Origin of the sequence: Kitasatospora sp. NPDC001309, assembly GCF_042896295.1 — a bacterium.
Classification (GTDB): domain Bacteria; phylum Actinomycetota; class Actinomycetes; order Streptomycetales; family Streptomycetaceae; genus Kitasatospora.
The window spans coordinates 53,858-77,343 of record NZ_JBIAXC010000010.1 but is presented as its reverse complement, the minus strand read 5'-3'; the positions used below and the strand labels follow the sequence as shown (position 1 = coordinate 77,343).

The window sequence follows — 23,486 nt, the reverse complement described above, 5'->3', positions numbered from 1 at the left end:
CCGTCGGATCAGCCGCCGACCGGACCCCGCACAGCCGCGCCGCGCGCACCCGCATCACCGCCGCCTTCGCCGACGCCGGCGTCACCGGCCGGCTGCACGCACGCGACCTCGACACCGGCGCCGAGATCGGCCTCGGCGCCGACACCGCCGTCAGCACCGCCAGCGTCCACAAGCTCTGCCTCCTCGTGACGCTCTACCGCGAGGCCGCCGCCGGACGGATCGACCTCACCCGACAGGTCGAGATCCCCGCCACCGGCCGCACCCCCGGCGGCACCGGCCTCGCCGCCATGCTCGACCCCGCCCGCCTCTCCCTGCGCGACCTCGCCTACCTCACCGCCGCCGTCAGCGACAACACCGCCGCCGACACCCTGTGGGACGAGATCGGCCTCGACGCCGTCAACCGCACCATGGCCGACCTCGGCCTCACCCGCACCGTCGCCGTCCACACACTCCGCGACCTCAGCGCCGCCCTCGCCGAGGACACCGGCCCGGACTCCCCGGTCGACCCCGCCGTCGTCGCCCGCCTCAGAGTCCTCGACCCCGCCTTCACCAACCACAGCACCCCCCGCGACATGACCACCCTGCTCGCCGCCCTCTGGCACGGCGACGCCTGCCCCGGCGACCACGGCGCCGCCCTGCGCCGCCTCCTCGGCCTCCAGGTCTGGCCGCACCGCCTGGCCTCCGGCTTCCCCTACGACGACGTCCGCGTCCACGGCAAGACCGGCACCCTCCCCACGCTGCGCCACGAGGTCGGCGTCGTCGAGTACCCCGACGGCGGCCGCTACGCCCTCGCCGTCTTCACCCGCGCCGCGGCCACCACCATCACCCTGCCCGCCGCCGACGCCGCCATCGGCACCGCCGCCCGCCTCGCCGTCGACGCCCTCCGGGCCCGCGCGGCCACGGGCCCGACGGGCTGACAGCCCGCGCGCGTTCGATCCGCGCACTCTGCGCGTACCGCCGAGCAGTTCGCCGGGCGGGCCTCAGCGCAGCACCGACTCCAGGAAGTCGCTGCCGATCCGGGCCACGACGGAGATGTCGAGCTGGTGCAGGACGTAACGGCCCCGGCGCCGGGTGACGAGGAGCCCGGCCTTGCGCAGGACGGCGAGGTGGCGGGAGATCTCGGGGGCGGTGAGCCCGTACGCGTCGGCCAGCTCGTTCGTCGAGTACGCGGCGCGCGCCAGGTTGCGGCACAGGTTCATCCGCATCGGGTGGGTCAGCGCGTCCAGGCGCAGCTTGACCGTCTCCACGGGCTCGGCGCCGCCGATCTCGTGGGCCGCGGCCGGGTACTGGATCACCGGCTGCCAGCCCGGCCCGTACAGGGTGAACAGGTGCGGCCAGCCGAAGACGCTGGGCAGCAGGGTGACGGCGGTGTCGCGGGCGTCGGTGCGCCCGTGCACGAGTTTGTCGACGACGATGCGGCTGCCGTGCTCGTCCTCCTCCAGGCTCAGCGCCGGCGACGCCGCCGTGAGGGCCTCCGCCAGGCCCTTGCGGCGCAGCAGGTCGGTCTTCTGCTGGGCGTCGGCGGTGAGCTGGACGCGGACCCGGCGCCAGGTGTCGGCGAAGAACGCCCGGTCGCAGTCCTCCAGGAGGCGCCGGATCCACGCCCGGGTCCCGGTGGGGTCGTTGAGCATCCGTTCGACGAACGCCGCCTGGTGCGGGCCGCGGGCCGCCGCCAGGTCGAGCGAGCGGCGCCGCGACCACGCGTCGGTCAGGGGCGAGGGCAGCCCCTTGGGGTAGTGGTTGGTGCTGCAGGAGATCTCCAGGGCCGCCCCGACGAACCTCTCGTCCGGCATCCGGTCGAGGTCGTCCAGCTCCTCGGCGAGGGTCTGCCGGGGGCAGGCGGGGATCAGGAAGTCGGAGCGCGTGGAGCGCCACATGAAGTCGGCCTCCAGCATCCGGCCGGCCAGTTCCGGTTCGAGCGTGCCGGAGGTCGCCGTCGTCCACGCGTGCAGCCGGGGGTGGTGGGCGGGCTCGGCGAGCGCGTGCAGCGCGTTGCCGAGCTCGGCCAGCGGCGAGGGGTGGAAGGCGATCCGCTCGTGCGGCAGTCCGGTGATGTCGATGGTCACGCTCACCCCACCATGGTGCCCGGCCCGCTGACCACGTCATTTGACGGGGGTCGTCAATCGGCGGGACCGGCGGGGCGGCCGGGGTGCACGGTGGGCGCATGAACGCACTGCACCAGCACCTCCTGGACAGCTACCGAGCCGCCCAGCACGCCGAACCGGCCCCGCCCGCCCCCGGCACCCACGACCTCGCGGTGCTCCGGGCGGCCCGTGACCACCGCCGTTTCGAAGCGGTCGTCGCCGGCCGCCCCACCCCCGGCCGGCTGCGCTTCGCCGTCCGCCGCTGGCTGAGCGCCCAGGGCCGGCGGGCCGGGGCCGAGACCAGGTGCTGAGACCGGCACCGGCACCGGCCGCGGCGCGGTCGCCGTCACCCGCCCGGCCCGCCACCCTGGGAGGTGGACCGGGGGGACGCACCGGGGACGCAGCCGGGAGGTTTCCAGTGGACGTACTCGTCGTGGGCGCCGGACCGGTCGGCCTGACCGCCGCCGTGGAACTGCGCAGGTGGGGGATCGGCTGCCGGCTCGTCGAACGGCTGCCGCAGCGGCTGCCGTTCGCGAAGGCGGTCGGTGTCCAGCCGCGCACGCTGGAGATCTGGGACCGGATGGGACTGGTGCGCGCCGCGCTCGACGCCGCCGTCCCGATGCGCGGGCAACTGCGCTACGTGAACGGCACCGAGCAGCCGAGGACCGACCTGGCGCTGCCGCCCGAGGTGCCGTACGGCTTCGCGGCGCTGCCCCAGTACGAGACCGAGCGGATCCTGGAGGAGCACCTGATCCGCCTCGGCGGCCGGATCGAGCGCCGCAGCGAACTGGTGTCGTTCACCCAGGACGACGACGGCGTCACCAGCCGCCTGGTCACCGCGGCGGGGGAGGAGGAGGTCCGCTCCCGGTACCTGATCGGCTGCGACGGTGCGCACAGCACCGTCCGCAAGGGGCTCGGGCTCGGCTTCCGGGGCGGGGCGTTCCCCGAGGAGTACATGCTCGCCGACGTCGAGGTCGACTGGGACCTGCCGCCCGGCTACGGCGTGCGCGCCCTGCACCGGGGTGAGGACGGCCGCGTCGACGACCTGCTGGTCTGCATCCCGCTGCCGGGCCGGGGCCGCTACCGGATGTCGATGCTGGTGCCACCCGAGCTGTCGGCCGCACCGGCCGCACCGGCCGCACCGGCCGAATCGGCCGCTTCAGCCGCGCCTGCCGTCCCGGCCGCTTCAGCCGCGCCTGCCGCTTCCGGCGTCGCGCACGGCCTGGAGGGCGGCCGGGGCCCGGCGCTGTCCGACGTCCAGACGGTCCTGGACCGGCTCTCGCCGCGGCCGGCCACCGCCTCGGCCCTGCGCTGGTCCTCGGTCTTCCGGATCAGCCACCGGCTGGTGGACCGGTACGGGGACGGCCGGGTCCTGGTCGCCGGGGACGCCGCGCACATCCACCCGCCCACCGGCGCGCAGGGCATGAACACCGGCATCCAGGACGCCTACAACCTCGCCTGGAAGCTCGCCCTCACGATCGGCGGCACCGCCCGCCCGGGCCTCCTCGCGAGCTACGACGCCGAGCGCCGCCCGGTCGGCGAGGAGGTGGTCGGCCGCACCGTCCGGCACGCCGCCGAAGGCGTCCAGGCCGACCCGGAGGACCCGGCGACCCTGCTGCTGCGCGAGGCCCAACTGCTCGTCGGCTACCGCGACAGCCCGATCGTCGGCCCCCCGGACGCCGACGGCGCCGACGGCGACAGCGGTGCCGGGCCCGCCCCCCGCCCCGGCGACCGGGCCCCCGACTGCACCGGCCTGACCGGCGAGATCGCCACCTACCCGCAGCGCCTGTACGACGTGCTGCGGGGCGGCGAACACGTGCTGCTGCTGTACGGCACCGACCGGGAGTCGACCGGAGGATTCGACGAACTCGCCTCCCTCACAACCGAACTGACTGGTCATCAGCTCACCTCCTACGTGATCCTCGCCGACGGCGCACGGCCGCCCGCCGGCGGGACGCGGCTCCCGGTGTACCGCGACACCCGCGGCGAGTTCGCCCGCGCCTACGCCACCCAGGCGGGCCCGACGGCGTTCGTCGTCCGCCCGGACGGCTACCTGGGCACCCGCCTGTACCCGCCCACGGCCGAGGGCCTGACCGCCCACCTGGCCCGTGTCTTCCGCACCCCCCGCCCGGAAGGGCGCTGATCCCGGCTGGTCCCAGCGGTCCCGGTGTGCCCCGGTGTGCCTCCTCGCTTGGCCCGTGTCGCGGGGCGTTCGTACGATCTGGCCCTTCCCCCCGAGCACGGCAGGACCAGGACATCCCATGACGCATCCCCTCACCTCGCTGCGGGCGGCGCTGGGCCTGTCGCAGCCCGAGTACGCCCGCCTCGTCGCCCGCACCCACGACGAGCTCGGCCTGGGGCGGATGGCCGCCCGCCGGGAGAAGGTGTCCCGCTGGGAGTCGGGGCGGATCGCCCCCGAGTTCACCGCGCAGCTGGCGATGGCGCACCTGCACGGCGTGGCGGCCAGGGAGGTCCGCCGTCTGGGCTGGCCGTTCTGGGCGCACCTCGCCACCCGGGACGCGGCCCTGCTGGAACAGCCCCACACCGACGAGGGCGCCGTGACCGTCCTGGCCGGTACGGCGCTGCCGCCCGAGGAGACCCCGGCCCGGGCGCCGGCACCGGTCCTGAGCGGCGCGGCACTGACGGGCCAGCTGCGCGGTGCGCTGGAGCGCCTGCGCCTGACCCGGGTGGAGGCGGCGCCGGGGGCGGACCTCGGGGCGCTGACCGGCCGCGTCGCGGGGATCGAGGCGCGCACCAGTGCCCTGGAGGGCCACGAGAACGCCACCGGGCTGTCGCCCGCCGTCCTGTACGCGGCGGCGCACGCCGAGCACCGCCTGGTCGTCTCCCTGCTCACCCGCGCCGGGCACCCCGGCGCACCGGCGTCGGACCCGTCGTCGGCACACCTGTCGTCGGCACACCCGTCGGTGCGGCGCCTGTTCGCGCTGGCCGCCCGCACGTCCCTGCTCTGCGGGTGGTTCAGCCTCGCCCTCGGCGAGGACGCGCGGGCCGAGCGGCACGGCCTCGCCGCGGTCCGGGCCGCCGCCGCGGCAGGTGAGCCGGCGCTCGCCGCGCGGGCCATGTCGCAGCTGACCCTCCACCAGCTGGTCGCCGGTGCGGCGGAGGGCGCCGTCACCCTCATCCGCGCCGCCCGCGCCGCCGGCCCCCGCAGCCCGGCGGCGGAGGCGACGTTGCACTGCTTCGACGCCACCGCGACGGCCCAACTCGGCCACGCGAGCGCGGCCGAGGCCGCACTGGACCACGCCGGGCAGTGCATGGCGGACGCGCCCGCCGACCCCTCGCTCGACCCCGGCATCCACCAGCGCCTGTCGATCACCCGGGGCGGCGTGCTGTGGTACCTGGGCAGACCCCGCGGGGCCGCACCGTACTTCCGGGCCTTCGCCGACACCCTGCTCCTGCCGCAGGACACCGCCCACCACCCGCACACCGCGCTGTTCCTGCTGTACGCGGTCGACACCCACCTGGCCCTCGGGGAACTCGACGTCGCCGCCGCACTGGCGCACCGCGCCCTCGACCTCACCGGCGTGCTTGCGCCGGGCCTGGCCCGTGGCTACCGCGACAAGCTCACCGTCCACCGGCACGAGCCCCTCATCGCCCACGCCCTCGACCACCTGAACGACAGCGCCGCGTCCTGAGCCCGCGTCCTGAGCCCGCGCCCTGGGCCCGCGCCCGCCCTGAGCCCGACTCTGGTGTCGTCCGTCCTCTTGTCAGATGTTAGGGAAGTTTCCTAACTTGATGTCATGTCCGAGACACCACGGCACCCCCGGTACTCCCGGCGCTCCCTCCTACGCGTCGGCGCGGCGGGCGGAGCGGCCTTCACCGGCGGCCTCCTGCTGCCCGGCGCCGCCCGGGCCGCCGCCCCGCACCCCACCGTCCTCGACACCCCCGTCCTCGACACCCCCACCCCCGGCAGCCCCACCCTGCCGTCGCCCCGCGGCGAGCGCACCGCCGGGTCCGCGCTGCGGCCCTTCGGCCGGCACCTCGCCTACGGGGCCGACCCGTCCCGCCAGGTCGTCGTCTCCTGGCAGGTGCCGGACGCGGTGACCGCCCCCTTCGTCCGGATCGGCCTGCAGCCCGGCGACCTCGGCGCGCCGGTCCCCGCCGAGGTCCGCACCCTGGTCAGCAAACTCGCCTGGCAGCACCCGGTCGAGGACCAGCCGCTGGTCAAACCCACCACCGTCACCCAGTACTACCTGCACGCGCGGGTGGACCAGCTGGTCCCGGACACCACCTACTACTACGCCGTCGGCCACCAGGGCCACGACCCGGCCGGCCGGCTCGGCGACGTGGCGAGCTTCCGCACCGCACCCGCCCCCGGACGCGGCGCCGGCTTCACCTTCACGGCCTTCGGCGACCAGGGCATCGGCTACAACGCCGCCGCCACCGCCCACCTGATCGCCGGCCTCGACCCCGCCTTCCACCTCCACATGGGCGACCTCTCGTACGCCAACAGCGGCGGCAGCGGCAAGACCGACGACGCGTACGACGCCCGCCTGTGGGACTCCTTCTTCGTGCAGAACGACCCCGTCGCCGCCCGGACCCCGTGGATGGTGGCGGTCGGCAACCACGAGATGGAGCCCTGGTACGGCGGCGACGGCTACGGCGGCGTCCGCGCCCGGTTCACGATGCCCGACAACGCCTGGGACCAGTCGACGGGCATCTACTCCTGGCGCTACCAGAACGTCGGCCTGGTCAGCCTCGACGGCAACGACGTCTGCTTCAACACCCCCGCCAACCTCGACCACACCAAGGGCCGGCAGAAGAAGTGGCTGGAGGCCCGGCTCGCCGCCCTGCGCGCTGACCCCGGCATCGACTTCATCGTCGTCTACCTGCACCAGTGCACGTACTCCACCTGCCACGACAACGGGGCCGAACTCGGCGCGCAGCAGGACTGGGCCCCGCTGTTCGACAAGTACCAGGTGGACCTGGTGCTCAGCGGCCACAACCACGTCTACGAGCGGACCGACCCGATCCGCGCGGGCAAGGCCACCCGTAAGGCCGCCTCCGGCGACACCGTCAACCCGGTGAAGGACGGCACCACCTACGTCGTCGCGGGCGGCGGTGGCGGCGGGCTCTACAAGTTCCCGGCCTCCGACACCTACCTCGGGCACGAGACCAGGAACGACGCCCCGGTCCCGATGGTGGTCTCCGACCGGAGCGGCCACGAGCAGACCGTCAAGGTCACCTGGTCCAGGGTCCGTTACACCGGCTACTGCCTGGTGGCGGTCGACGTGACGCCCGCCGTGGGCGGCGCGTCGGCCCGGATGGAGGTGCGGTCCGTCACCGAGGACGGCACGGCCGTGGACCGCGTCACCGTGCAGCGCGGCTGAACCCGGGCCGGCGCCGCGCGGGAAGGCCGAGGAGCGGCCCGCCCCTTCCGTGGGCGGACCGCTCCGGTGTCACCGGGGCGACGGCTGTCACCCGGGCGACGTCGTCACAGGCCGACCTGCGACGAGCAGCGACGGAAGGGGACCGGGGGGAACCAGCCGACGGAGTCGTTGCCGCAGACGTAGACGCTGGTGAGACGGGTGTGGTACTTGATCGCGCTGGCCTGGTTCTTCGCCAGCTGGAACTCGTGGACCTCGCCGGAGGCGGTCTTCACGAAGGCGCTGGCCCCGTTGAAGCGCGTGCCGGTGGACATCCAGACCCAGCCGTCCGAGCAGTTGTCCACCTGGACCTCGACGTCGTAGAAACGCAGCGGCCGGGTGCAGCCCGCGGTGGCGGCGGTGCCCGCCGAGGCCGGAGTGGCCGCGACGGCGGTCAGCGCGGACACGGCGAGGCCGAGGACGGCGACCGTCTTGGGCAGCTTGCCCGACAGAGACTTCATGGGGTGGCTCCAAGCATTCGATGAGCGTTTCCGAGCATGCGATCCGAGCTGTCCGCTCGGGCCGTGCCCCCACTGTTCTCGGAGCGGCGCACCCGTGGCATCGGTCATTTGACTGTCGATGTGCCGGAAACGGCAGGTGGGCCGTGCGAGGTCCTCCGTATCCTTGGCCGGTCACCACACGCGTACGAACATGAAGGAGAGACCCCTCGTGGCCAGCCCGACCGAGACGCTCGAGTTCCAGGCGGAGACCCGCCAGCTGCTGCAGCTGGTGATCCACTCGATCTACTCGAACAAGGACATCTTCCTGCGCGAGCTGATCTCCAACGCCTCCGACGCCCTCGACAAGCTCCGTCTGGAATCCCTCACCGACACCGACCTCGCGGCCGACACCTCCGACCTGCACATCACCCTGGAGGTCGACCGGCAGGCCCGGACCCTGACGGTGCGGGACAACGGCATCGGCATGACCCGCGAGGACGTCGTCGACCTGATCGGCACCATCGCGAAGTCCGGCACCGCCGGCCTGCTGGCCAGGATCAAGGAGGCCAAGGACGCGGAGGCGGCCCAGAACCTGATCGGCCAGTTCGGAGTCGGCTTCTACTCGGCGTTCATGGTCGCCGACAAGGTCACCCTGCACACCCGCCGGGCCGGCACCGAGCAGGGCACCGCGTGGGAGTCCGACGGCGAGGGCACCTACACGATCGCGCCGGCCGACGGCCTGCCGGCGGGCACCTCGGTGACGCTGCACCTCAAGTCGGCCGACGGCGAGGACGGCCTCGGCGACTACCTGGCGGGGTGGAAGATCCGCCAGATCGTCAAGCAGTACTCGGACTTCATCCGCTGGCCCATCCGCATGGCCGCCGAACCCGCCGCGGACGCCGCCGCGGACGGTGCCGAGACCGAGACCGAGGCCGAGACCGTGGACGGCGCCGAACCCGCCGACGCGTTCGAGACGCTGAACTCGATGAAGGCCCTGTGGGCCCGCCCCCGCAGCGAGGTGACCGAGGCCGAGTACCACGAGTTCTACCAGCAGATCAGCCACGACTGGCAGCCCCCGGCCGAGACCGTCCACATGCGCGCCGAGGGCACCTTCGAGTACGAGGCGCTGCTGTTCATCCCCGCCCACGCCCCGTTCGACCTGTTCTCCCGCGACACCAAGCGGGGCGTGCAGCTGTACGTCAAGCGCGTGTTCATCATGGACGACTGCGACGCGCTCATGCCGAACTACCTGCGCTTCGTCAAGGGAGTGGTCGACGCCCACGACCTGTCGCTGAACGTCTCCCGCGAGATCCTGCAGCACGACCGCCAGATCACCGCGGTCCGCCGGCGGCTCGTCAAGAAGGTCCTCACCGCCTTCAAGGACATGCAGGCCGCCAACCCCGAGGCCTACGCCACGGCGTGGGAGCAGTTCGGCCGGGTGATCAAGGAAGGCCTGCTGGAGGACCGCGACAACACCGACGCGCTGCTGCCCCTGGTCTCGGCCGCCTCCACCCACGACGCGCAGAAGCCGACCACGCTGCGCGAGTACGTCGCGCGGATGAAGGACGGCCAGGACACCATCTACTACCTGACCGGCGAGAACCGCCAGATGGTGGAGAACTCCCCGCACATGGAGGCCTTCACCGCCAAGGGCTACGAGGTCCTGATCCTCACCGACCCCGTCGACGAGGTCTGGACCGACCAGGTCCCCGCCTTCGAGGGCCACCGCTTCCAGTCCATCGCCAAGGGTCAGGTCGACCTCGGCGACGACGCCGACACCGACGGCGACGACGAGGCGAAGGCGCAGAAGGCCCGGCGCGAGGAGGACTTCGCCGCCCTCCTCACCTGGCTGCAGGCCACCCTGGCCGACCACGTCAAGCAGGTCCGCCTCTCCACCCGGCTCACCACCTCCGCCGCCTGCCTGGTCGGCGACGCCCACGACCTGACCCCCACCCTGGAGAAGATGTACCGGGCCATGGGCCAGGAACTCCCCACCGTGAAGCGGATCCTGGAGCTCAACCCCACCCACCCCCTGATCACCGCCCTGCACCGGGCCCACGGGGCGAAGTCCGACGACCCGGTCCTCACCGACATCGCCGAACTCGTCCACGGCAGCGCCCTGCTCGCCGAGGGCGGCGACCTGCCCGACCCGGCCCGGTTCACCCGCCTCCTGACCGACCACCTCACCCACAGCCTGTAACTCCCAGGCGGGCACGCGCCCCTCGCGACCGTTCCGGCCGCGAGGGGCGTCCGCTTCCCCCGGGGCGGGACCTCAGCGGCCCGGGTGCTCGCCCGCCCACACCGGGGGAGTGCGGTCCGACCACGGGCAGGCCTGTTCGAGCTGCCCGGCGAGCCGGAAGAGCAGCCCCTCGCGCCCGTACCCGGCGGCGAACTGCATGCCGACCGGCAGCCCGGTGCCGGGGTCGGCCGTCACCGGCACCGACATGGCGGGCGTGCCCGCCACGTTGAACGCCGCGGTGAAGGGGGAGTGGTCGAGGATCCGGCGCAGCCAGCCGAGGCCGTCCAGGGCCTCCGCGCCCCGGCCGTGGGTGCCCAGGGGCACCGGCAGGTCCGGCACGGTCGGGGTGAGCAGCACGTCGTACGCGGCGAAGTACCGTGCCAGGCTGCGGGAGACCTGGTTGCGGACGGCCAGGGCGGTCACGAGCTCGGGGCCGGTGACCCGCCGCCCGTAGTGGTAGCTGGCCAGGATCGGCGCCTCCAGGGTCGAGAAGTCGACGGGCCGGCCGGTGGCGGCGGCCAGCTCGTCCACCATGACGGTGAGGTTCGCCGTCCACTGCCGGGCGTTGGCCAGGACGAACTCCTCCCAGCCGACGCCGAGTTCGGCCCCGGCCTGCTCCACCCGGTGGCCGAGCGACTCCAGCAGGCGCACGGTGCGCGACAGCGCGTCGAGGACGGGCGCCGTGGTGCGCCGCCCGCCCCAGGCCTGGGCGAGGACGCCGATCCGCAGGGAGCCCGGATCCCGGCGGACCTCCTGCGCGTACGGCCGCTCCGGCTGCGGGGCGACGTAGGGGTCGCCCGCCTCCGGGCCGCCCACCAGGTCGAGCAGGACCGCGCTGTCGCGCACGGTGCGGCTGACGCTGCCGTGCACGGCCAGGCCGTTGAAGATCTCGTCGACGGCGGGGCCGACGGGGATGCGGCCGCGGGTCGGCTTCATCCCGAACAGGCCGTTGTAGGCGGCGGGGACGCGGATCGAGCCCGCCGCGTCGGTGGCGTGCGCGATCGGCACGATCCCGGCGGCGACCGCCGCGCCCGCGCCCCCGCTGGAGCCGCCGGCGCTGCGGGTGGGGTCCCACGGGTTGCGGGTCGGGCCGTACAGCACGGGTTCGGTGGTGGTGCTGTAGGCCAGTTCCGGGGTCGCGGTGCGTCCGAAGGTCACGAGGCCGGCGGCGCGGAAGCGCGCCATCAGGGTCGAGTCCTCGGCGGCGACGTTCCCGGCGGCGAGGCGGCTGCCGAGCTCGGTGCGCCGCCCGGCCATGGTGACCCCGAGGTCCTTGACGAGGAAGGGCACCCCGGCCAGCGGCGCGCCGCCGGGGCGGGGCCGGTCGTCGGCCGGCCAGGTCTCCACGACGGCGTTCAGCCGCGGGCCGACGGCCCGTGCGGCCGCGCGCGCGGCGGCCTCCACCTCGGCGGGGCTCACCTGGCGCCGGGCGATCAGTTCGGCGAGCCCGACCGCGTCGAAGGCCGTGTACTCCGTGACGTCCACTGGGTCACTCCTGGATCCGGGACCGGTACCGATGTCGATACCGACCAGTCTTCAACGATACCGATCGGTATCGCGTGGAACGGACTGGTACCGTAGCAGCAGGTTCAGGAAGTGCGGGACGCCAGGGAGGCGGAGCACCCGCGAGCGACCGGAGGCCCCGAACAGCCATGACAGCGACCGCCGGACGACCGAGCAGGGTGGCCAAGCTGCCGCCCCGCGAACGCATCCTCGACGCCGCGGAGGAGCTCTTCCGCAGCGAGGGGATCCGGCGGGTGGGCGTCCAGGCGATCGCCGAGAAGGCCGAGACCACCAAGATGGCGATCTACCGCCACTTCGAGACCAAGGACGAACTGGTCGCCGAGTGGCTGCGGATCGTCGCCGCCGAGTACCAGGCGGCGTTCGACCGGGTCGAGGCCGAGCACCCCGACCGGCCCCGGGAGCAGATCCTCGGGCTGGCCCGCTTCATCGCCGGCGGGCTGCCGGCGGTCTCGCACCGGGGCTGCCCCTTCATCAACTCCATCGCCGAACTGCCCGACCGCGCCCACCCCGCACGGCAGGTGATCGAGCGGCACAAGGAGCGCCAGGCCCGCCGGCTGCTCGACCTGTGCGCGCGGGCCGGGCTGCCCGACCCGGAGCAGACCGCGGCCGAGATCACCTTCCTCCTCGAAGGCGCGCAGGTCAGCACGCAGAACGGCAGCGTCGACCGGCCGGGCGAACGCCTGCTGCGCATCGTCGAGGCGATCCTGGACCGGGCCGCGCCCGCCGCGCCGCCCACCCGCTGACCCGGCCGGCCCCGGGCGGCACGGGCGCGCGGTGCGCCGCCTTGTGACCGGTCACTACCCCCGTCGTTAATCTTTGTGACCCGGCCCGGGGACAGCTTGACGGGTCATGGACATGATGTTCTCCGGGGCGCCGGCTACCAGTTGGTAACCCGCGTTCTCCGACGGACCACCAGGAATTCCACGACTCGGGGGAACCATGCGCACGTGCACGTCCCGGCTGCTCGCCGCCGCCGTCACCGCCGCCCTGGCCGCCACCGCCGTGGCCGCCACGGCAGGCCCGGCCGCCGCGGCCCCCGCGGCCGCGCGCTCCGCCACCGCGGGCGACCCCTTCTACGCCTACGACGGCAGCACGCCACTGGCCTCGCTCGCGCCGGGCACCGTGCTCAAGACGCGGACCCTGCCGTACCACGTGCTCGGCCTGCCCACCCCGGTGACGGCGATCCAACTGCTCTACCGCAGCACCGACGCCCAGGGCCGCCCCAGCGCCAACGTCACCACCGTGGTGCGCAGCCTGGCCGGGGACGGCAGCAAGGCCGTCTCGTACCAGTCCTTCTACGACTCGCTCGACCCGAAGGACGGCCCCTCCCGCGCGGTGGCCGGCGACGTCAGCATCAGCGGTCTGATCCCCAACGTCGAGGCGCTCTTCCTGGTGCCGCTGCTCGCCCAGGGCTACAACGTGGTGCTCCCCGACACCGAGGGCCAGAACGCCGACCTCGCGGCCGGCCCGGAGTACGCGACCAACACCCTGGACTCCATCCGGGCCGCCACCCGCTCCCCGGAGACCGGCATGGGCCCCGACACCCGCTTCGGGCTGATGGGCTACTCCGGCGGCGCTGTCGCCACCGGCTGGGCGGCCGCGCTCGCGCCGAGCTACGCGCCCGAGGTGAACGCCAAGCTGGTCGGCTACACCGAGGGCGGGCTGCTGGTGGACCCGGCGCACAACCTCAAGTACGTGGACGGCTCGCTGGTGTGGAGCGGCATCACCCCGCTGTCCGTGATCGGGGCCTCGCGCTCCTTCGGCAGCGACCTGACGCCCTACCTGAACGACTACGGCCGCTCGGTCTACCAGCAGCTGGAGCACGGCTCGATCGTCGACGCCCTGGGCCACTACCCCGGGCTGACCTGGAAGGCGCTGGTCAAGCCCCAGTACGCCGACCCGAACTCGGCGCCGCCCTTCGTCGAGGCCGTCAACCGGAACAACCTCGGCTCGGCCCCCACCCCGACCGTGCCCGGCTCCATCGCCCAGGGCAACGGCGGCGTCCTGGAGGGCACCTTCGCCAGCCCGCCCGGCATCGGCACGGGCGACGGCGTGGCGGTCGCCGGGGACGTCCGGGCCCTCGCCCGCCAGTACTGCGCGACCGGCACCGCTCCGGTCGCCTACCAGCAGTACGACCTCCTCAGCCACTTCGGCGTCCCCGTCGTCTGGGCCCCGCAGGCCGTCGGCTGGCTGGGCGACCGCTTCGCCGGCCGCCGCGCCCCCTCCGACTGCGGCCACATCCCGCCCGGCAACTCCCTCACCCCGGAACAGCCCACCCCCGGCCACTGACTCCGGCCACTGACCCCCGGGTGCGCCGTGCCGGTCATCCTCCCGGGCCACGACGACGCCCCGGTCCGCCCGCCCCGGTCCTGACCCCGTCCACCGCCGCACCCTCGCCGTGCGCACCGGCGCCGTACACGTCGTACAAGCTGCCCCGGATGCGCTCGGCGTCGGGTACGGCCAGCTGCCGGGCGACGGCGAGGGCCTGACGGAGATGCTCCTCGGCGTCGCGGGAGTTCCCCTCGCGCTCAAAGCTCTTCGCCATTCCTTCGAGTGCGCGCGCCTCCTGGAGCGGATGGCGGATGGCCCTGGCGATCCGGAGCGCCTCCGTGTGACGGGTGCGTGCCTCGGCCCACCGTGCGCGCTCCGAGAGGAGCCTGCCGAGTGCGTTGAGGGTTTCCGCCTCGATCCCGGGGTGCTGGAGGCCGCTGCACAGAGCCAGCGCCCGCCGCAGGCTCCCGGCGGCCGCGTCCAGTTCGCCCGCGGCCCGTTGGGCGTCGCCCAGGTGGACCAGGGCGCGTGCCTCGGCGGGCGGGATGCCGAGGTCGCGGATGCCGGCCAGGGCCTGCTGGAGCTGCTCGACGGCCGCGGCGTGCTGCCCGGTCTCGTGCAGGAGACCGCCCCAGGCGACCAGGGCGTCCAACTCGCCCCGGCGCACGCCCGCCGTGCGGTAGGTCTCCAACGCGGCCCGGAGGTTCCCGGCCGCCGCCTCGTACGTGCCGGTGACGAGCTGGACGCGGGCCAGGAAGGTGAGGGCGTCCGCGTGGCCGATCGGGTTCCCGGTGCTGCGGAGGATCTCCAGACCGGCCCGGTGGCTGTCGGCGGCCTCCCGGTACCGTCCCGTCGCCTCCTGCACGAGTCCGAGGCCCAGATGGGCGTTGGCCTGGCCGAACCGGTTCCCCAGCGTGCGGAACAGGGCGAGCGCCGCGCTGTGGTCGCGTGCCGCGTCCTCGTAGTGCCCGGTCTTCTCCCCGATCAGGCCGAGGTTGAACAGGACGTTGGCCTGGCCGCCCCGGTCTCCCAGGGTGCGGAACAGTGCGAGGGCCGGCCGCAGGTTCTCGGCGGCCGCTCCGGTGTGCCCCGCGAGCTGTTGTACGAAGCCGAGTCTGACCAGCACGTTCGCCTCGCCGGGGCGGTCGCCGGCTTCCCGGTGGATCGCCAGTGACGCGCGGCACGACTCGATCGCGGCCTCGTACCGTCCCTCGCTCTGCTGCACGTCGCTGAGACTGAACAGCGTGTACGCCTCGCCGAGCCGCTCGCCGAGCGCCCGGTACAGTGCCCGTGCCCGCAGGAGCAACTCGGCGGCCGCCCCCAACCGGCCCCGCTGGTCCCGAAGTCTGGCCAGGTGGACCAGGACGTGGGCCTGGCCGAGCCGGTCGTCCGTGAGAACCGCGGTGTCCAGGGCGATCCGGTGCAGGGCGTCCGCCTGCTCCCAGTGGCCGTGGCCACGCAGGAACTCGTGCAGGGCCGAGGGCAGGCGCACGGCGTGGAGCGGGCGGTCGTGCTCGCCGGCGAACTCCACCGCCGCGTGCAGGTTCGCCCGCTCGGCCTGCAGCCAGGCGGTTCCCCGTTCCGGGGTGGACAGGTTGGGGACGCGTCCGCAGGGGGTGCGGCCGGGGGCGGGCAGGCTGTGGCGGGCGAAGTGGCGGTCGGCGGCCGTGCCGGCCGCCAGGTAGTAGTCCAGCAGCCGGTCCACGGCCGCGCCGCGTTCGTCGGGGCGGTCGGCCCCGGCGAGGACGCGGGCGTGCTCGCGCAGGAGGTCGTGCATGCGGTAGCGGCCGCGGACCGGTTCCTCGATCAGATGGTGGTCCTCCAGCGCCTCCAGCCGCTGCCGGGCCGTGGGGAGGTCGGTGTCGTCCAGCGCGGCGGCGGCGTACGCGTCGAAGTCGTCACCGGGATGCAGACCGAGCCGGCGGAACAGGCGCCTCAGATCGGCCGGCAGATGCTGGTAGGAGAGGTCGAAGACGGCGGCCACCGAGGTCGTTCCGGCGCGCAGCGCCTCCAGACGCCCGGTGGCCCCGGTGAGGTCCACGACGAAATCGGCGACCGACCAGGACGGATGGTGGCGCAGACGGGCCGCCATGAGCCCGACGGCCAGCGGCAGGTGCCCGCACAGGCGTACCGTCTCGACGACCGCGGGCTCCGTGGGCAGCAGGCCCGGCCGGCCGGCTCCGGCCGTGAACAGTGCGGCGGCCTCCTGCGGGGGCAGGACGTCGAGCGTGACGGGGACGGTGTCCTCGAGCCCCACCAGCCGGCGGCGACTCGTGACCAGGACCAGCGTTCCGGGTGCGCCGGGCAGCAGGGGTCTGACCTGCTCGCTGCTGAGGGCGTCGTCCAGCAGCAGGAGGATCCTCCTGCCGGCGACCTGGCTGCGCCACATCCCCGCCCGTGCCGACGGTTCGGAGGGGATCCGCCGCGGCGCCACCCCGACGGCCAGCAGCAGCTCGGCGAGGGCCTCGGCCGGCTCGACGGCACGCGTGCCCGGGGTGTGCGCGTGCAGCGGCAGGAAGATCTGGCCGTCGGGGAAGTCGGAGGCCAGCCGGTGGGCGCAGTGGACGGCGAAGGCGCTCTTGCCGATGCCCGGCATGCCGTCGACGGCGTGGATCCCGAGGACTCCGCCCGCCCCGGCGCCACGGCGGCACGCCGCGAGCACGAGGTCGACCTCTTCACGACGTCCGACGAACGCGCGGACGTCCCGGGGGAGCGAGGCGGTCGGCGCGTGCTCCGGGGCGGTCGCGGGGTCACCGTCGGTGGCCAGGATCCGCTGGTGGACGTCCTGCGTGGCGCGGCCGGGTTCGATGCCGAGCTCGTCGTCGAGCTTCCGGCGAAGGGTCCGGTAGACCTCCAGGGCCTGCGCGGTGCGGTCGGTGCGGTGCAGGGCGCACATCAGCAGCCGGTGGAACGCCTCCCGGAAGGGATGCTCGGCGGCGAGGGCCGCGAGGTCGGCGCTGATCCCGTGGTGCCGACCGAGGTTCAGCTGGGCCTCGAAGTGCCACTCCAGAACCTGCAGCCGGGTCTCGCACCACTGTTCGCGCGGGGCCCGCGCCTCGTGGAGGTCGGCCAGCTCGGCCAGCGGTTCGCCCTGCCACAGGGCCAGTGCCGCAGCCGTCTCACGGTGCACGGCATCCCATTCCCCGTTCAGGAACGCCGCCCTGGCCCGGCCGACGTGATGCTCGAAGACCCGGCAGTCGAGCTCCCCGTCGGCGACCGCCAGCAGGTAGCCCAGCGGGGTCGCCGAGATCCGCCGGCCCGTCCCGTCGGACAGCACCCGCCGGAGCCGCGCCACCAGATTGTGCACGGCCGCGGCGCCCGAGGCCGGGGGACCGTCGTTCCACAACGCCTCCTGCAACCGGTCCGTCGCGACGGGCCGGTTCGCGTGCAGGAGCAGCACCGCCAGGAGGGAACGCAGTCGCGCACCGCTCACGCCGACCTCCCCGGAGCCGTCGCGAACGGTCAGCCGACCGAGCACGCTGAACTGCATCTCCCGCCCCCTGTCCGATCTCTGCCGCATGTTAGCCCCGTGACAGGCGACCCGAAGATGATCTCTCCAGCGCGCCAGGACACGCCGGCACCCGGCCGTCGGCCCCCGCGCGGCAGCGCGCCGGGTGCGGCGATCGCACTGCGGACACGGCGGTCTCCGCAGCTCGCTCGTCGCACCCGGTGCGACGTCACCAGTCGTGCCGGTGGCACGGCAGAGATGGGGAAGCAATGAACGTGAAGCGGCACCCGGCGGGCCTCGGTACCGCCCCGGGCACACCGTTGCGGGCACCGGCCACCGGCGCGCCGGCACGCGAGGACACGGGGTGGTCGCGCCACCGGCAGCGGCCGGCGTAGGCGGGCGGCACCGGCGATCAGCGCCGAACGCCGTCATGGCACCGTCATACCGGAGTGCTACAGCGGGACTTGGCACTCCGGTACGACGGTTTCCGCCCCTCCCCACCCGTACCGTCGCCCGTGTCCGAAGCGACCACGGGAACGAACGAGGGGGAACGGCGATGAACAGGCGAGGACGGGCCGGGGCGGCCGCGGCGGCGGTGCTGCTGGCGGCGACGGCCACGGTGGGTGCGGCCGGGGCGCCGGGCGCGGCGGCGGCGCCGCAGCGGGCCACCGAGCGGCAGGCCAGGGCCTGGCTGCCGCAGCCCACCGGGCCGTACCCGATCGGCACGACCGCCCTGCAGCTCACGGACGACGGCCGGGACGACCCCTGGAAGCCCGGACAGCACCGCAAGCTGATGATCAGCCTCTGGTACCCGACCACCAGCCCCGCCACCGGCGACGACCGCGCGCCCTACATGCTCCCCGCCGCCGCCGACCACTTCGACAGCGCCGGGAGCATCGGCCAGCGCGAGAACGGCTTCGAACCCGGCCGCACCGACTGGGCGGGCATCCGAACCCACGCCCGCGCCGACGCGCCCGCCCTCCCCGGCGGCAAGCGGCCCGTCGTGCTGTACTCGGCGGGCTTCGGCGCCCCGCGCAGCTGGGGCACCGCCCTGGTGGAGGACCTCGCCTCCCGCGGCTACGTCGTCGTCACCGTCGACCACACCTACGAGGCCTCCGAGGTCGCCTTCCCCGACGGGGACCTCGCCACCTCCGTCTTCCCCGCGCTCATGGACCAGCCCGGCCTCGACCTGGGCGCCCTCCTGCGCAAGATGCTGCAGACCCGGGTCGACGACACCCGCTTCGTCCTGGACCGGCTCGCCGGGCTGCGCCACGACGAGCAGCTGCCGTCCGGCCTCGCCGCCTCCCTCGACCTCGACCGGATCGCCGCGGTCGGCCACTCCGGGGGCGGCTCCGCGGCCCTGCAGACCATGCACGACGACCCGCGCCTCAAGGCCGGCGTCGACCTCGACGGCCAGCTGCACTTCCCCGGCCCGGACGGCAGCGGCGTCCAGCTGCCCCTGCCCACCGTCGCCGCGGACGGCCTGACCCGGCCCTTCCTGCTGATGGGCACCCAGGAGGCCGACTCCGGCAGCTACCACCAGCAGCCCGGCTGGGACGCCCTGTGGCAGCACAGCACCGGCTGGCACGCCGACGTGACCCTGGAAGGCTCCCGCCACGGCTCCTACACCGACGCCCAGCCCCTGCTGCCCCAGCTCGCCCGCCAGGGCGCCGTCACCCCGGAGGCCGTGGCCGCCGCCGTCGGCGACGTCCGCCCCGACCGCGCCGTCCTCGCCACCCGCTCCTACGTGGCGTCCTTCCTCGACCGCTGGCTGCGCGGCCACGACGACCACCTTTTGGACGGCCCGTCACCGCGCTTCCCCGAGATGCGCTACGAGCGGTAGCGCGCGCCGGTACGGCGCCCGGCAGCCGCCCAACCGCTCAACTACCTACGGCTGTAACCGGTTGTCGGTCGCCAGCACGTCGCCCGGCACCGTCGAGCCCACCTGGCGCCGCAGCGCGCCGATCGCCGGATCGGAGATGGAGACGGTGAGCCGGTAGGGCGGCCGGCCGGTGACGGTGTTGTGCGCGTCGGTCGGTGCCACCAGCCGTTGCTGGACGGCGAAGCCGTCGAAGCCCGGGCACAGGGCCTCGGGCGGGAGCGTCACCCGAGCGGACGCGCCGCCCTCGGGCCCGACGTGGACGCTGCCGCCCGGGCCGGCCGGGGCGTCGTCGTCGCCGCGCGTCAGCGGGAGGCCGTGGGCCCCGCCGACCAGGCCGTCCGGGCCCTCGATCTCCACCGCCACGCCCTGCGGACCGAGCGGCGCCGACAGGTCCAGCGCTCGGCCGCCGGGGCCCGGGGCGAGACCCAGGTCGATGGTGAAGTGCCCCGGGTCCTGCGCCGAGTCCCGGGAGAACCCGTAGGAGCTGAGCACGAGTTGAGGCCCCGGCGGTGGGGTGTCGGCCGGTGGCCCGGCGAAGGTGAAGGACGCGGGCGCCGGCTCGAAGTGGTGGAAGCCCCGGGTGCCGCACCTGGCGCCGTCGGAGACCCCGCCGCCGGGCAGCGCGACGTCCGCGGTCGGCCGGGGCGCTCCGGGCACCGGCCGCGGGCCGGGCCTCGACCGGCCGTCCCGGTTCAGCACGCCGGCCGGGTCCGTCCCGACCGCGACGGCCAACAGCGCCGCGAACGCGGTGACCGCGATCAGCGCGGTGCGCCGGCGTCCGGGCCGCAGCCACCGCGAGCGCCCCGCGCCGCGGGCCGCGCGGGGAGCCGGCCCGGGCGTCCAGCGGCGGCCGCCCGGGTCCACCGGCGGCTCCTCCCGCCACCGCGTGGCGAGCATCCTGGTCCGGGCGGTCGGCTCCTTGACGGTGGCCTCCCCGATGAACCGCTCGTCCAGGACGAGCCCCTCGAACGGATCGGGCGTCGCCCGGCCCGGCGTCATCGGCTCCGGCTCCGGCTCACGGGAAGGGGGCTGCGGGGAATCATCGGTGCTCGACACGGCGCCAGTATGCCCGGCCGCTCGGACACACCGCCCTCCACCCACCGGCCGACGCCGCCCACCGGGCCGCGCGACCTCTCCGGGAATTCAGGAGGCGAGGCCCACCACGTTCTCCGCGGTGGCGTTCAGATCGCACCACACGGTCGAGGTCCCACCGCTTTCCACCCGGTTGCCGTAGTGGTGGTACCGGCCGTAACCCGGCTTGTAGCACGTCACATCCGCGACGAAGGGCCCGTTGGTACACCTGATCGACGCGCCCGCGTGCCCGCCGCTCCCCGTGAAGAACTGCTTGTTGCCGCAGCTCAACGCCGTCGGGGCAGCCGAGGCCGACGCCGACGAGACGCCGACGAACCCCGCGCCGGCCAGGGCCGTGGCCAGGGCGAACGCCGCAACCCGCTTCCGAGTCCGCATGATGATCCTCCTTCGTATTCAAAGGGATTGGACGAAACCACCCTAGGATTACGAATGGCGGAGGCGGTAGAGGTAATCGGTGAAATGGCTCAAAGGCGGCATTTCCCGTGCAGGAATTACCCCATGTTCGAATTTTGACCAGGAAAAGTGCCGTTAAACTCTGACGGTGGAAGACCGGTCGCGATGGCGAGAACTGCACGGTGCCGACCGGCCGCCGGAGACCGCTGGAGCCGCCAGTAGCCCCGCGGCCTCAGCGGCAGAGGGCCGCCTCCACGAAGCCCTCGACGTGCGTCATGGCGGCCGGGTCGGCGGGCCGCGTCGTCACCGCGATGTTCGCCGCGGCGCTGCCGTCCTCGGCGACGCCGCCCCGGCGCCCCTCGCTCATCCATCCATGCTCATCCGGCCGGCGGGCCGTGAGCCCGAGTACGCGTACTCAAGCGCACAGACCGCCGGCTGCTGGGCCCGGCTATGTCAGGGCAGGTAGCGTTCGAGCGCGGCGGTGCCCTTCTGCTCGATCTGCTGTCTGGCCCACTCGACCCGCTCGGGCGTGACGTCGTGCCCGGAGGCCATGACGAGGTCCTCCGGGTCGAAAGGACGCTCACCTCCGGTGTACAGCCGTCGCGGGGACGCCTTGGCGTCCCCGTCCGTCTCGTCCGTGGGATCGCTTCCTACGATCGGGCTGCCCATGGCTACCTCCCTGGTCGACCTCCTCCAAGAGTGCCGCCGATCCACCGCCACCGCTTTCCGTCCCCGTACGAACCGCCCCACCGCCGCGCCCTGGCCGCCGTCCCGGCCGGACACCCGGACGCCCGCCGTCCGGCTCGCCCCGGGGACTGCTGCGCCATGCGCGTGCTCTCCGCCACCGGGTGCGCGTCCGGCGGGACCGGCTCCTAACGCTCCAGTGTGTCCGGTGCCTGTACGAGATCGCCCTGATCGTCGCACGAACCACCGGTCAGGGTGTCCGCGGGCGTGCTCGTCTTGTTCCCGGCAGTCCGCGGGAGGAGTGGCTCCACCACCGCCACCCGCTCCCGCAGACCGCTGCCGTCGCCCCTTGCCAGGGCCAGTACGGGCCTTCGCCGACTACCGGCCGGTCGCAGGCGAGGACGTACCGGGTTCGAGGGGCTGGATCGCGTCGGAGGTTCCGACGGTCACCAGGACGTCCCGACCGGATTTCCGGTACCCGAGCGAATCGCCGGCCACCTTCTGCACCTGCGCCGATCCGTCGACCCCTTCGATCTTGAGCGCGATCCCCTTCTCGGAGCAGCCGATGGTCGCGGCCGTGAAGGGCGCCACCGGGCTCATCGCCAGCGTGTACGGGCCGGTGAGCACGGACCCCGGCAACTGCTGGTGATCGTCCGAGAAGTCGGTTCCGGCCGCTGGGCGCTGCGCTCCGAACGAGACCGACGCCGTGCCGGTCGGCCCTTCGGGAGCGAGCGGCAGGAACGCTGCCAGGCAGATGCCGTTCCTGACGGCGAGGACCACGTCGGTGCCCGAGATCCGGGCGACGCCGAGGACCTTCGCAGGATTTCTGCCCGGCAGGGTGTCGACGCCGGTCTGGACGGCCGCCTCCACGGGGGCGGCGGCCAGTCCGTCCAGGGGCCAGGGGGGAAGTGTTCCCTGCCCTCGGGGCGCCCCGTCGCCGGTGCACGCCGCTGCGGCGGCGAGGGCGACCAGGGTGATCGTGAGCCTGACGGATCGACGCATGTGCTGATTTCTCCTAGTTGGTCCAGCTCTTGTAGCAGTACCCCGACCCGTGCAGGGCCTCTCCGGTGCCGACCGTGGCGCCGCCGCCGATGCGCGTGTCGACGACGTCGTAGGTGAAGCGGTCGAACATCGGGTAGGCCTCCAGGTGTCCGTACTGTCCGGCGGGGACGGCGAAAGAGCCCGTCTCGGTGTAGGTGGCGGTGTCGGTCACGCTGAATCCGACGCCCACGGACACGGCTCCCGCGGAGATGCCGCCGGTCGCCGACCACTGGCTGGCGATGGCCCGGCTCTGGGACAGCGTCAGCGTCATGGGGCCGTTGCCGGACACGGCGTCGAGGCGGTTACCGCCGCAGATGTCCGTCTGCACCTTGCGGACGTTTCGGGTCTGGATGTACGGGTCCCACTCGGCCTTGCCCGTCGTCCCCTGGGGCGGCGTGACGGCACCGGCGTCAGCGGCCGAGGGCACGGCCGGGGCCGGTGCCTGACGGTCGATCGTCCAGGTCGGGGGAACGGACTCCACGGAGAGCTGCGGGGAGGGGGTCCGGACGGGCGCGGCCTGGGCGGTGGTAACGCCGGAGGCGAGGGCCACGGCGGCGAGGGTCGCGACACCACCGAGGCGTATCGTGTTGCGGTTCAAGTACTCTTCCTTTGCGTTGTGCACAAAGGGGGGCGGGATCAGGTGCTGTTCGTGGGGCCGTCGGCTTGGACACTTACGGCTCCCGTGCTCGCCCGGCCCCGCCCCCCGAATGAGCGGATGTGTGAGCGGATCCGGTCCTGATCGTCAGGGCCTTGCTGCTCGACCCGTAGTTAATCCGCACTCCTGACGGTCGATCAAGAGAGTCCGGGGGCGCCGCGGAGGCACGGGAGCGGCTTCCGGCCAGCACCCCCCAACCGGCGGGTCGGTCTCCCCGCGGCCCGGGTCTGCCGTTCGTCCTGCGCCTTCTTCCCCGGGACGGTGCGCCGGGCGTCGAGGCGTGGCGTCGAGTTCCGGACACGACCCGCGGCATGGTCTGGCCAGGTGGCGAATCGATCCACCCGTCCGT

General features: G+C 74.0%; 19 protein-coding genes. 9 read left to right on the top strand and 10 right to left on the bottom strand.

What is annotated here, in order from left to right:
• The first annotated feature begins 53 nt into the window (after window positions 1-53).
• Window positions 54-917 carry a serine hydrolase gene (locus ACFY2K_RS13155; protein WP_380532035.1) on the top strand — a complete coding sequence of 288 codons (864 nt, stop codon included), beginning with the start codon at window positions 54-56 and terminating at the stop codon, window positions 915-917.
• A 63-nt stretch (window positions 918-980) separates the two neighbouring features.
• Here ACFY2K_RS13155 and ACFY2K_RS13150 read toward each other — a convergent pair whose 3' ends face one another.
• Window positions 981-2,072 (bottom strand): DUF5937 family protein, encoded by a 1,092-nt coding sequence (locus tag ACFY2K_RS13150; protein WP_375895020.1) that lies wholly within the window; start codon window positions 2,070-2,072, stop codon window positions 981-983.
• 92 nt (window positions 2,073-2,164) lie between these two features.
• Here ACFY2K_RS13150 and ACFY2K_RS13145 point away from each other — a divergent pair, with 92 nt between their 5' ends.
• From ACFY2K_RS13145 to ACFY2K_RS13130, 4 genes are all read left to right on the top strand, one after another.
• Window positions 2,165-2,395, top strand: coding sequence for a hypothetical protein (locus ACFY2K_RS13145; protein ID WP_375895023.1), 231 nt, complete (start codon window positions 2,165-2,167; stop codon window positions 2,393-2,395).
• Window positions 2,396-2,502: 107 nt separating this feature from the next.
• Window positions 2,503-4,227 carry an FAD-dependent monooxygenase gene (locus ACFY2K_RS13140; protein WP_387711292.1) on the top strand — a complete coding sequence of 575 codons (1,725 nt, stop codon included), beginning with the start codon at window positions 2,503-2,505 and terminating at the stop codon, window positions 4,225-4,227.
• A 118-nt stretch (window positions 4,228-4,345) separates the two neighbouring features.
• Window positions 4,346-5,737 (top strand): hypothetical protein, encoded by a 1,392-nt coding sequence (locus tag ACFY2K_RS13135; RefSeq protein WP_387711290.1) that lies wholly within the window; start codon window positions 4,346-4,348, stop codon window positions 5,735-5,737.
• Between the two features lie 105 nt (window positions 5,738-5,842).
• On the top strand, window positions 5,843-7,432 hold the full coding sequence (locus ACFY2K_RS13130) for a purple acid phosphatase family protein (RefSeq protein WP_387711288.1): 1,590 nt from the start codon (window positions 5,843-5,845) through the stop codon (window positions 7,430-7,432).
• Window positions 7,433-7,536: 104 nt separating this feature from the next.
• Here the strand turns inward: ACFY2K_RS13130 and ACFY2K_RS13125 are convergent, their stop codons facing one another.
• On the bottom strand, window positions 7,537-7,929 hold the full coding sequence (locus ACFY2K_RS13125) for a hypothetical protein (RefSeq protein ID WP_380532014.1): 393 nt from the start codon (window positions 7,927-7,929) through the stop codon (window positions 7,537-7,539).
• 208 nt (window positions 7,930-8,137) lie between these two features.
• Between ACFY2K_RS13125 and htpG the strand changes: the two genes are divergently transcribed.
• A complete protein-coding gene (htpG, locus tag ACFY2K_RS13120; RefSeq protein ID WP_387711286.1) occupies window positions 8,138-10,108 on the top strand; it encodes a molecular chaperone HtpG in 1,971 nt (656 codons plus the stop codon).
• A gap of 72 nt (window positions 10,109-10,180) precedes the next feature.
• Here the strand turns inward: htpG and ACFY2K_RS13115 are convergent, their stop codons facing one another.
• Window positions 10,181-11,632 carry an amidase gene (locus ACFY2K_RS13115; protein WP_387711284.1) on the bottom strand — a complete coding sequence of 484 codons (1,452 nt, stop codon included), beginning with the start codon at window positions 11,630-11,632 and terminating at the stop codon, window positions 10,181-10,183.
• Between the two features lie 167 nt (window positions 11,633-11,799).
• On the opposite strand from ACFY2K_RS13115, the gene ACFY2K_RS13110 reads away from it, so the two are divergent.
• Both ACFY2K_RS13110 and ACFY2K_RS13105 read left to right on the top strand, forming a co-directional pair.
• Entirely contained in the window at window positions 11,800-12,414 is a 615-nt protein-coding gene (locus ACFY2K_RS13110) for a TetR/AcrR family transcriptional regulator (protein WP_380587428.1), read from the top strand.
• Window positions 12,415-12,610: 196 nt separating this feature from the next.
• Window positions 12,611-13,960, top strand: coding sequence for a lipase family protein (locus ACFY2K_RS13105; protein WP_387711283.1), 1,350 nt, complete (start codon window positions 12,611-12,613; stop codon window positions 13,958-13,960).
• A 34-nt stretch (window positions 13,961-13,994) separates the two neighbouring features.
• Here ACFY2K_RS13105 and ACFY2K_RS13100 read toward each other — a convergent pair whose 3' ends face one another.
• Complete coding sequence (locus ACFY2K_RS13100) at window positions 13,995-17,432, bottom strand: BTAD domain-containing putative transcriptional regulator (protein ID WP_387711282.1); 3,438 nt, start codon at window positions 17,430-17,432, stop codon at window positions 13,995-13,997.
• Window positions 17,433-17,946: 514 nt separating this feature from the next.
• Here ACFY2K_RS13100 and ACFY2K_RS13095 point away from each other — a divergent pair.
• Window positions 17,947-19,233: an alpha/beta hydrolase family protein gene (locus ACFY2K_RS13095; RefSeq protein WP_387711280.1), complete on the top strand. Its 1,287-nt coding sequence runs from the start codon at window positions 17,947-17,949 to the stop codon at window positions 19,231-19,233.
• 45 nt (window positions 19,234-19,278) lie between these two features.
• Here ACFY2K_RS13095 and ACFY2K_RS13090 read toward each other — a convergent pair whose 3' ends face one another.
• From ACFY2K_RS13090 to ACFY2K_RS13065, 6 genes are all read right to left on the bottom strand, one after another.
• Window positions 19,279-20,328, bottom strand: a complete 1,050-nt coding sequence (locus ACFY2K_RS13090) for a hypothetical protein (protein ID WP_387711279.1) — start codon at window positions 20,326-20,328, stop codon at window positions 19,279-19,281.
• An 87-nt stretch (window positions 20,329-20,415) separates the two neighbouring features.
• Window positions 20,416-20,739 (bottom strand): hypothetical protein, encoded by a 324-nt coding sequence (locus ACFY2K_RS13085; RefSeq protein ID WP_380641474.1) that lies wholly within the window; start codon window positions 20,737-20,739, stop codon window positions 20,416-20,418.
• Between the two features lie 250 nt (window positions 20,740-20,989).
• A complete protein-coding gene (locus ACFY2K_RS13080) occupies window positions 20,990-21,124 on the bottom strand; it encodes a hypothetical protein (RefSeq protein WP_375895052.1) in 135 nt (44 codons plus the stop codon).
• An 86-nt stretch (window positions 21,125-21,210) separates the two neighbouring features.
• A complete protein-coding gene (locus ACFY2K_RS13075) occupies window positions 21,211-21,426 on the bottom strand; it encodes a hypothetical protein (protein WP_375895055.1) in 216 nt (71 codons plus the stop codon).
• A gap of 393 nt (window positions 21,427-21,819) precedes the next feature.
• Entirely contained in the window at window positions 21,820-22,311 is a 492-nt protein-coding gene (locus tag ACFY2K_RS13070) for a hypothetical protein (RefSeq protein WP_387711277.1), read from the bottom strand.
• A gap of 145 nt (window positions 22,312-22,456) precedes the next feature.
• Window positions 22,457-23,080, bottom strand: coding sequence for a hypothetical protein (locus tag ACFY2K_RS13065; RefSeq protein ID WP_375895060.1), 624 nt, complete (start codon window positions 23,078-23,080; stop codon window positions 22,457-22,459).
• Window positions 23,081-23,486: the final 406 nt, after the last annotated feature.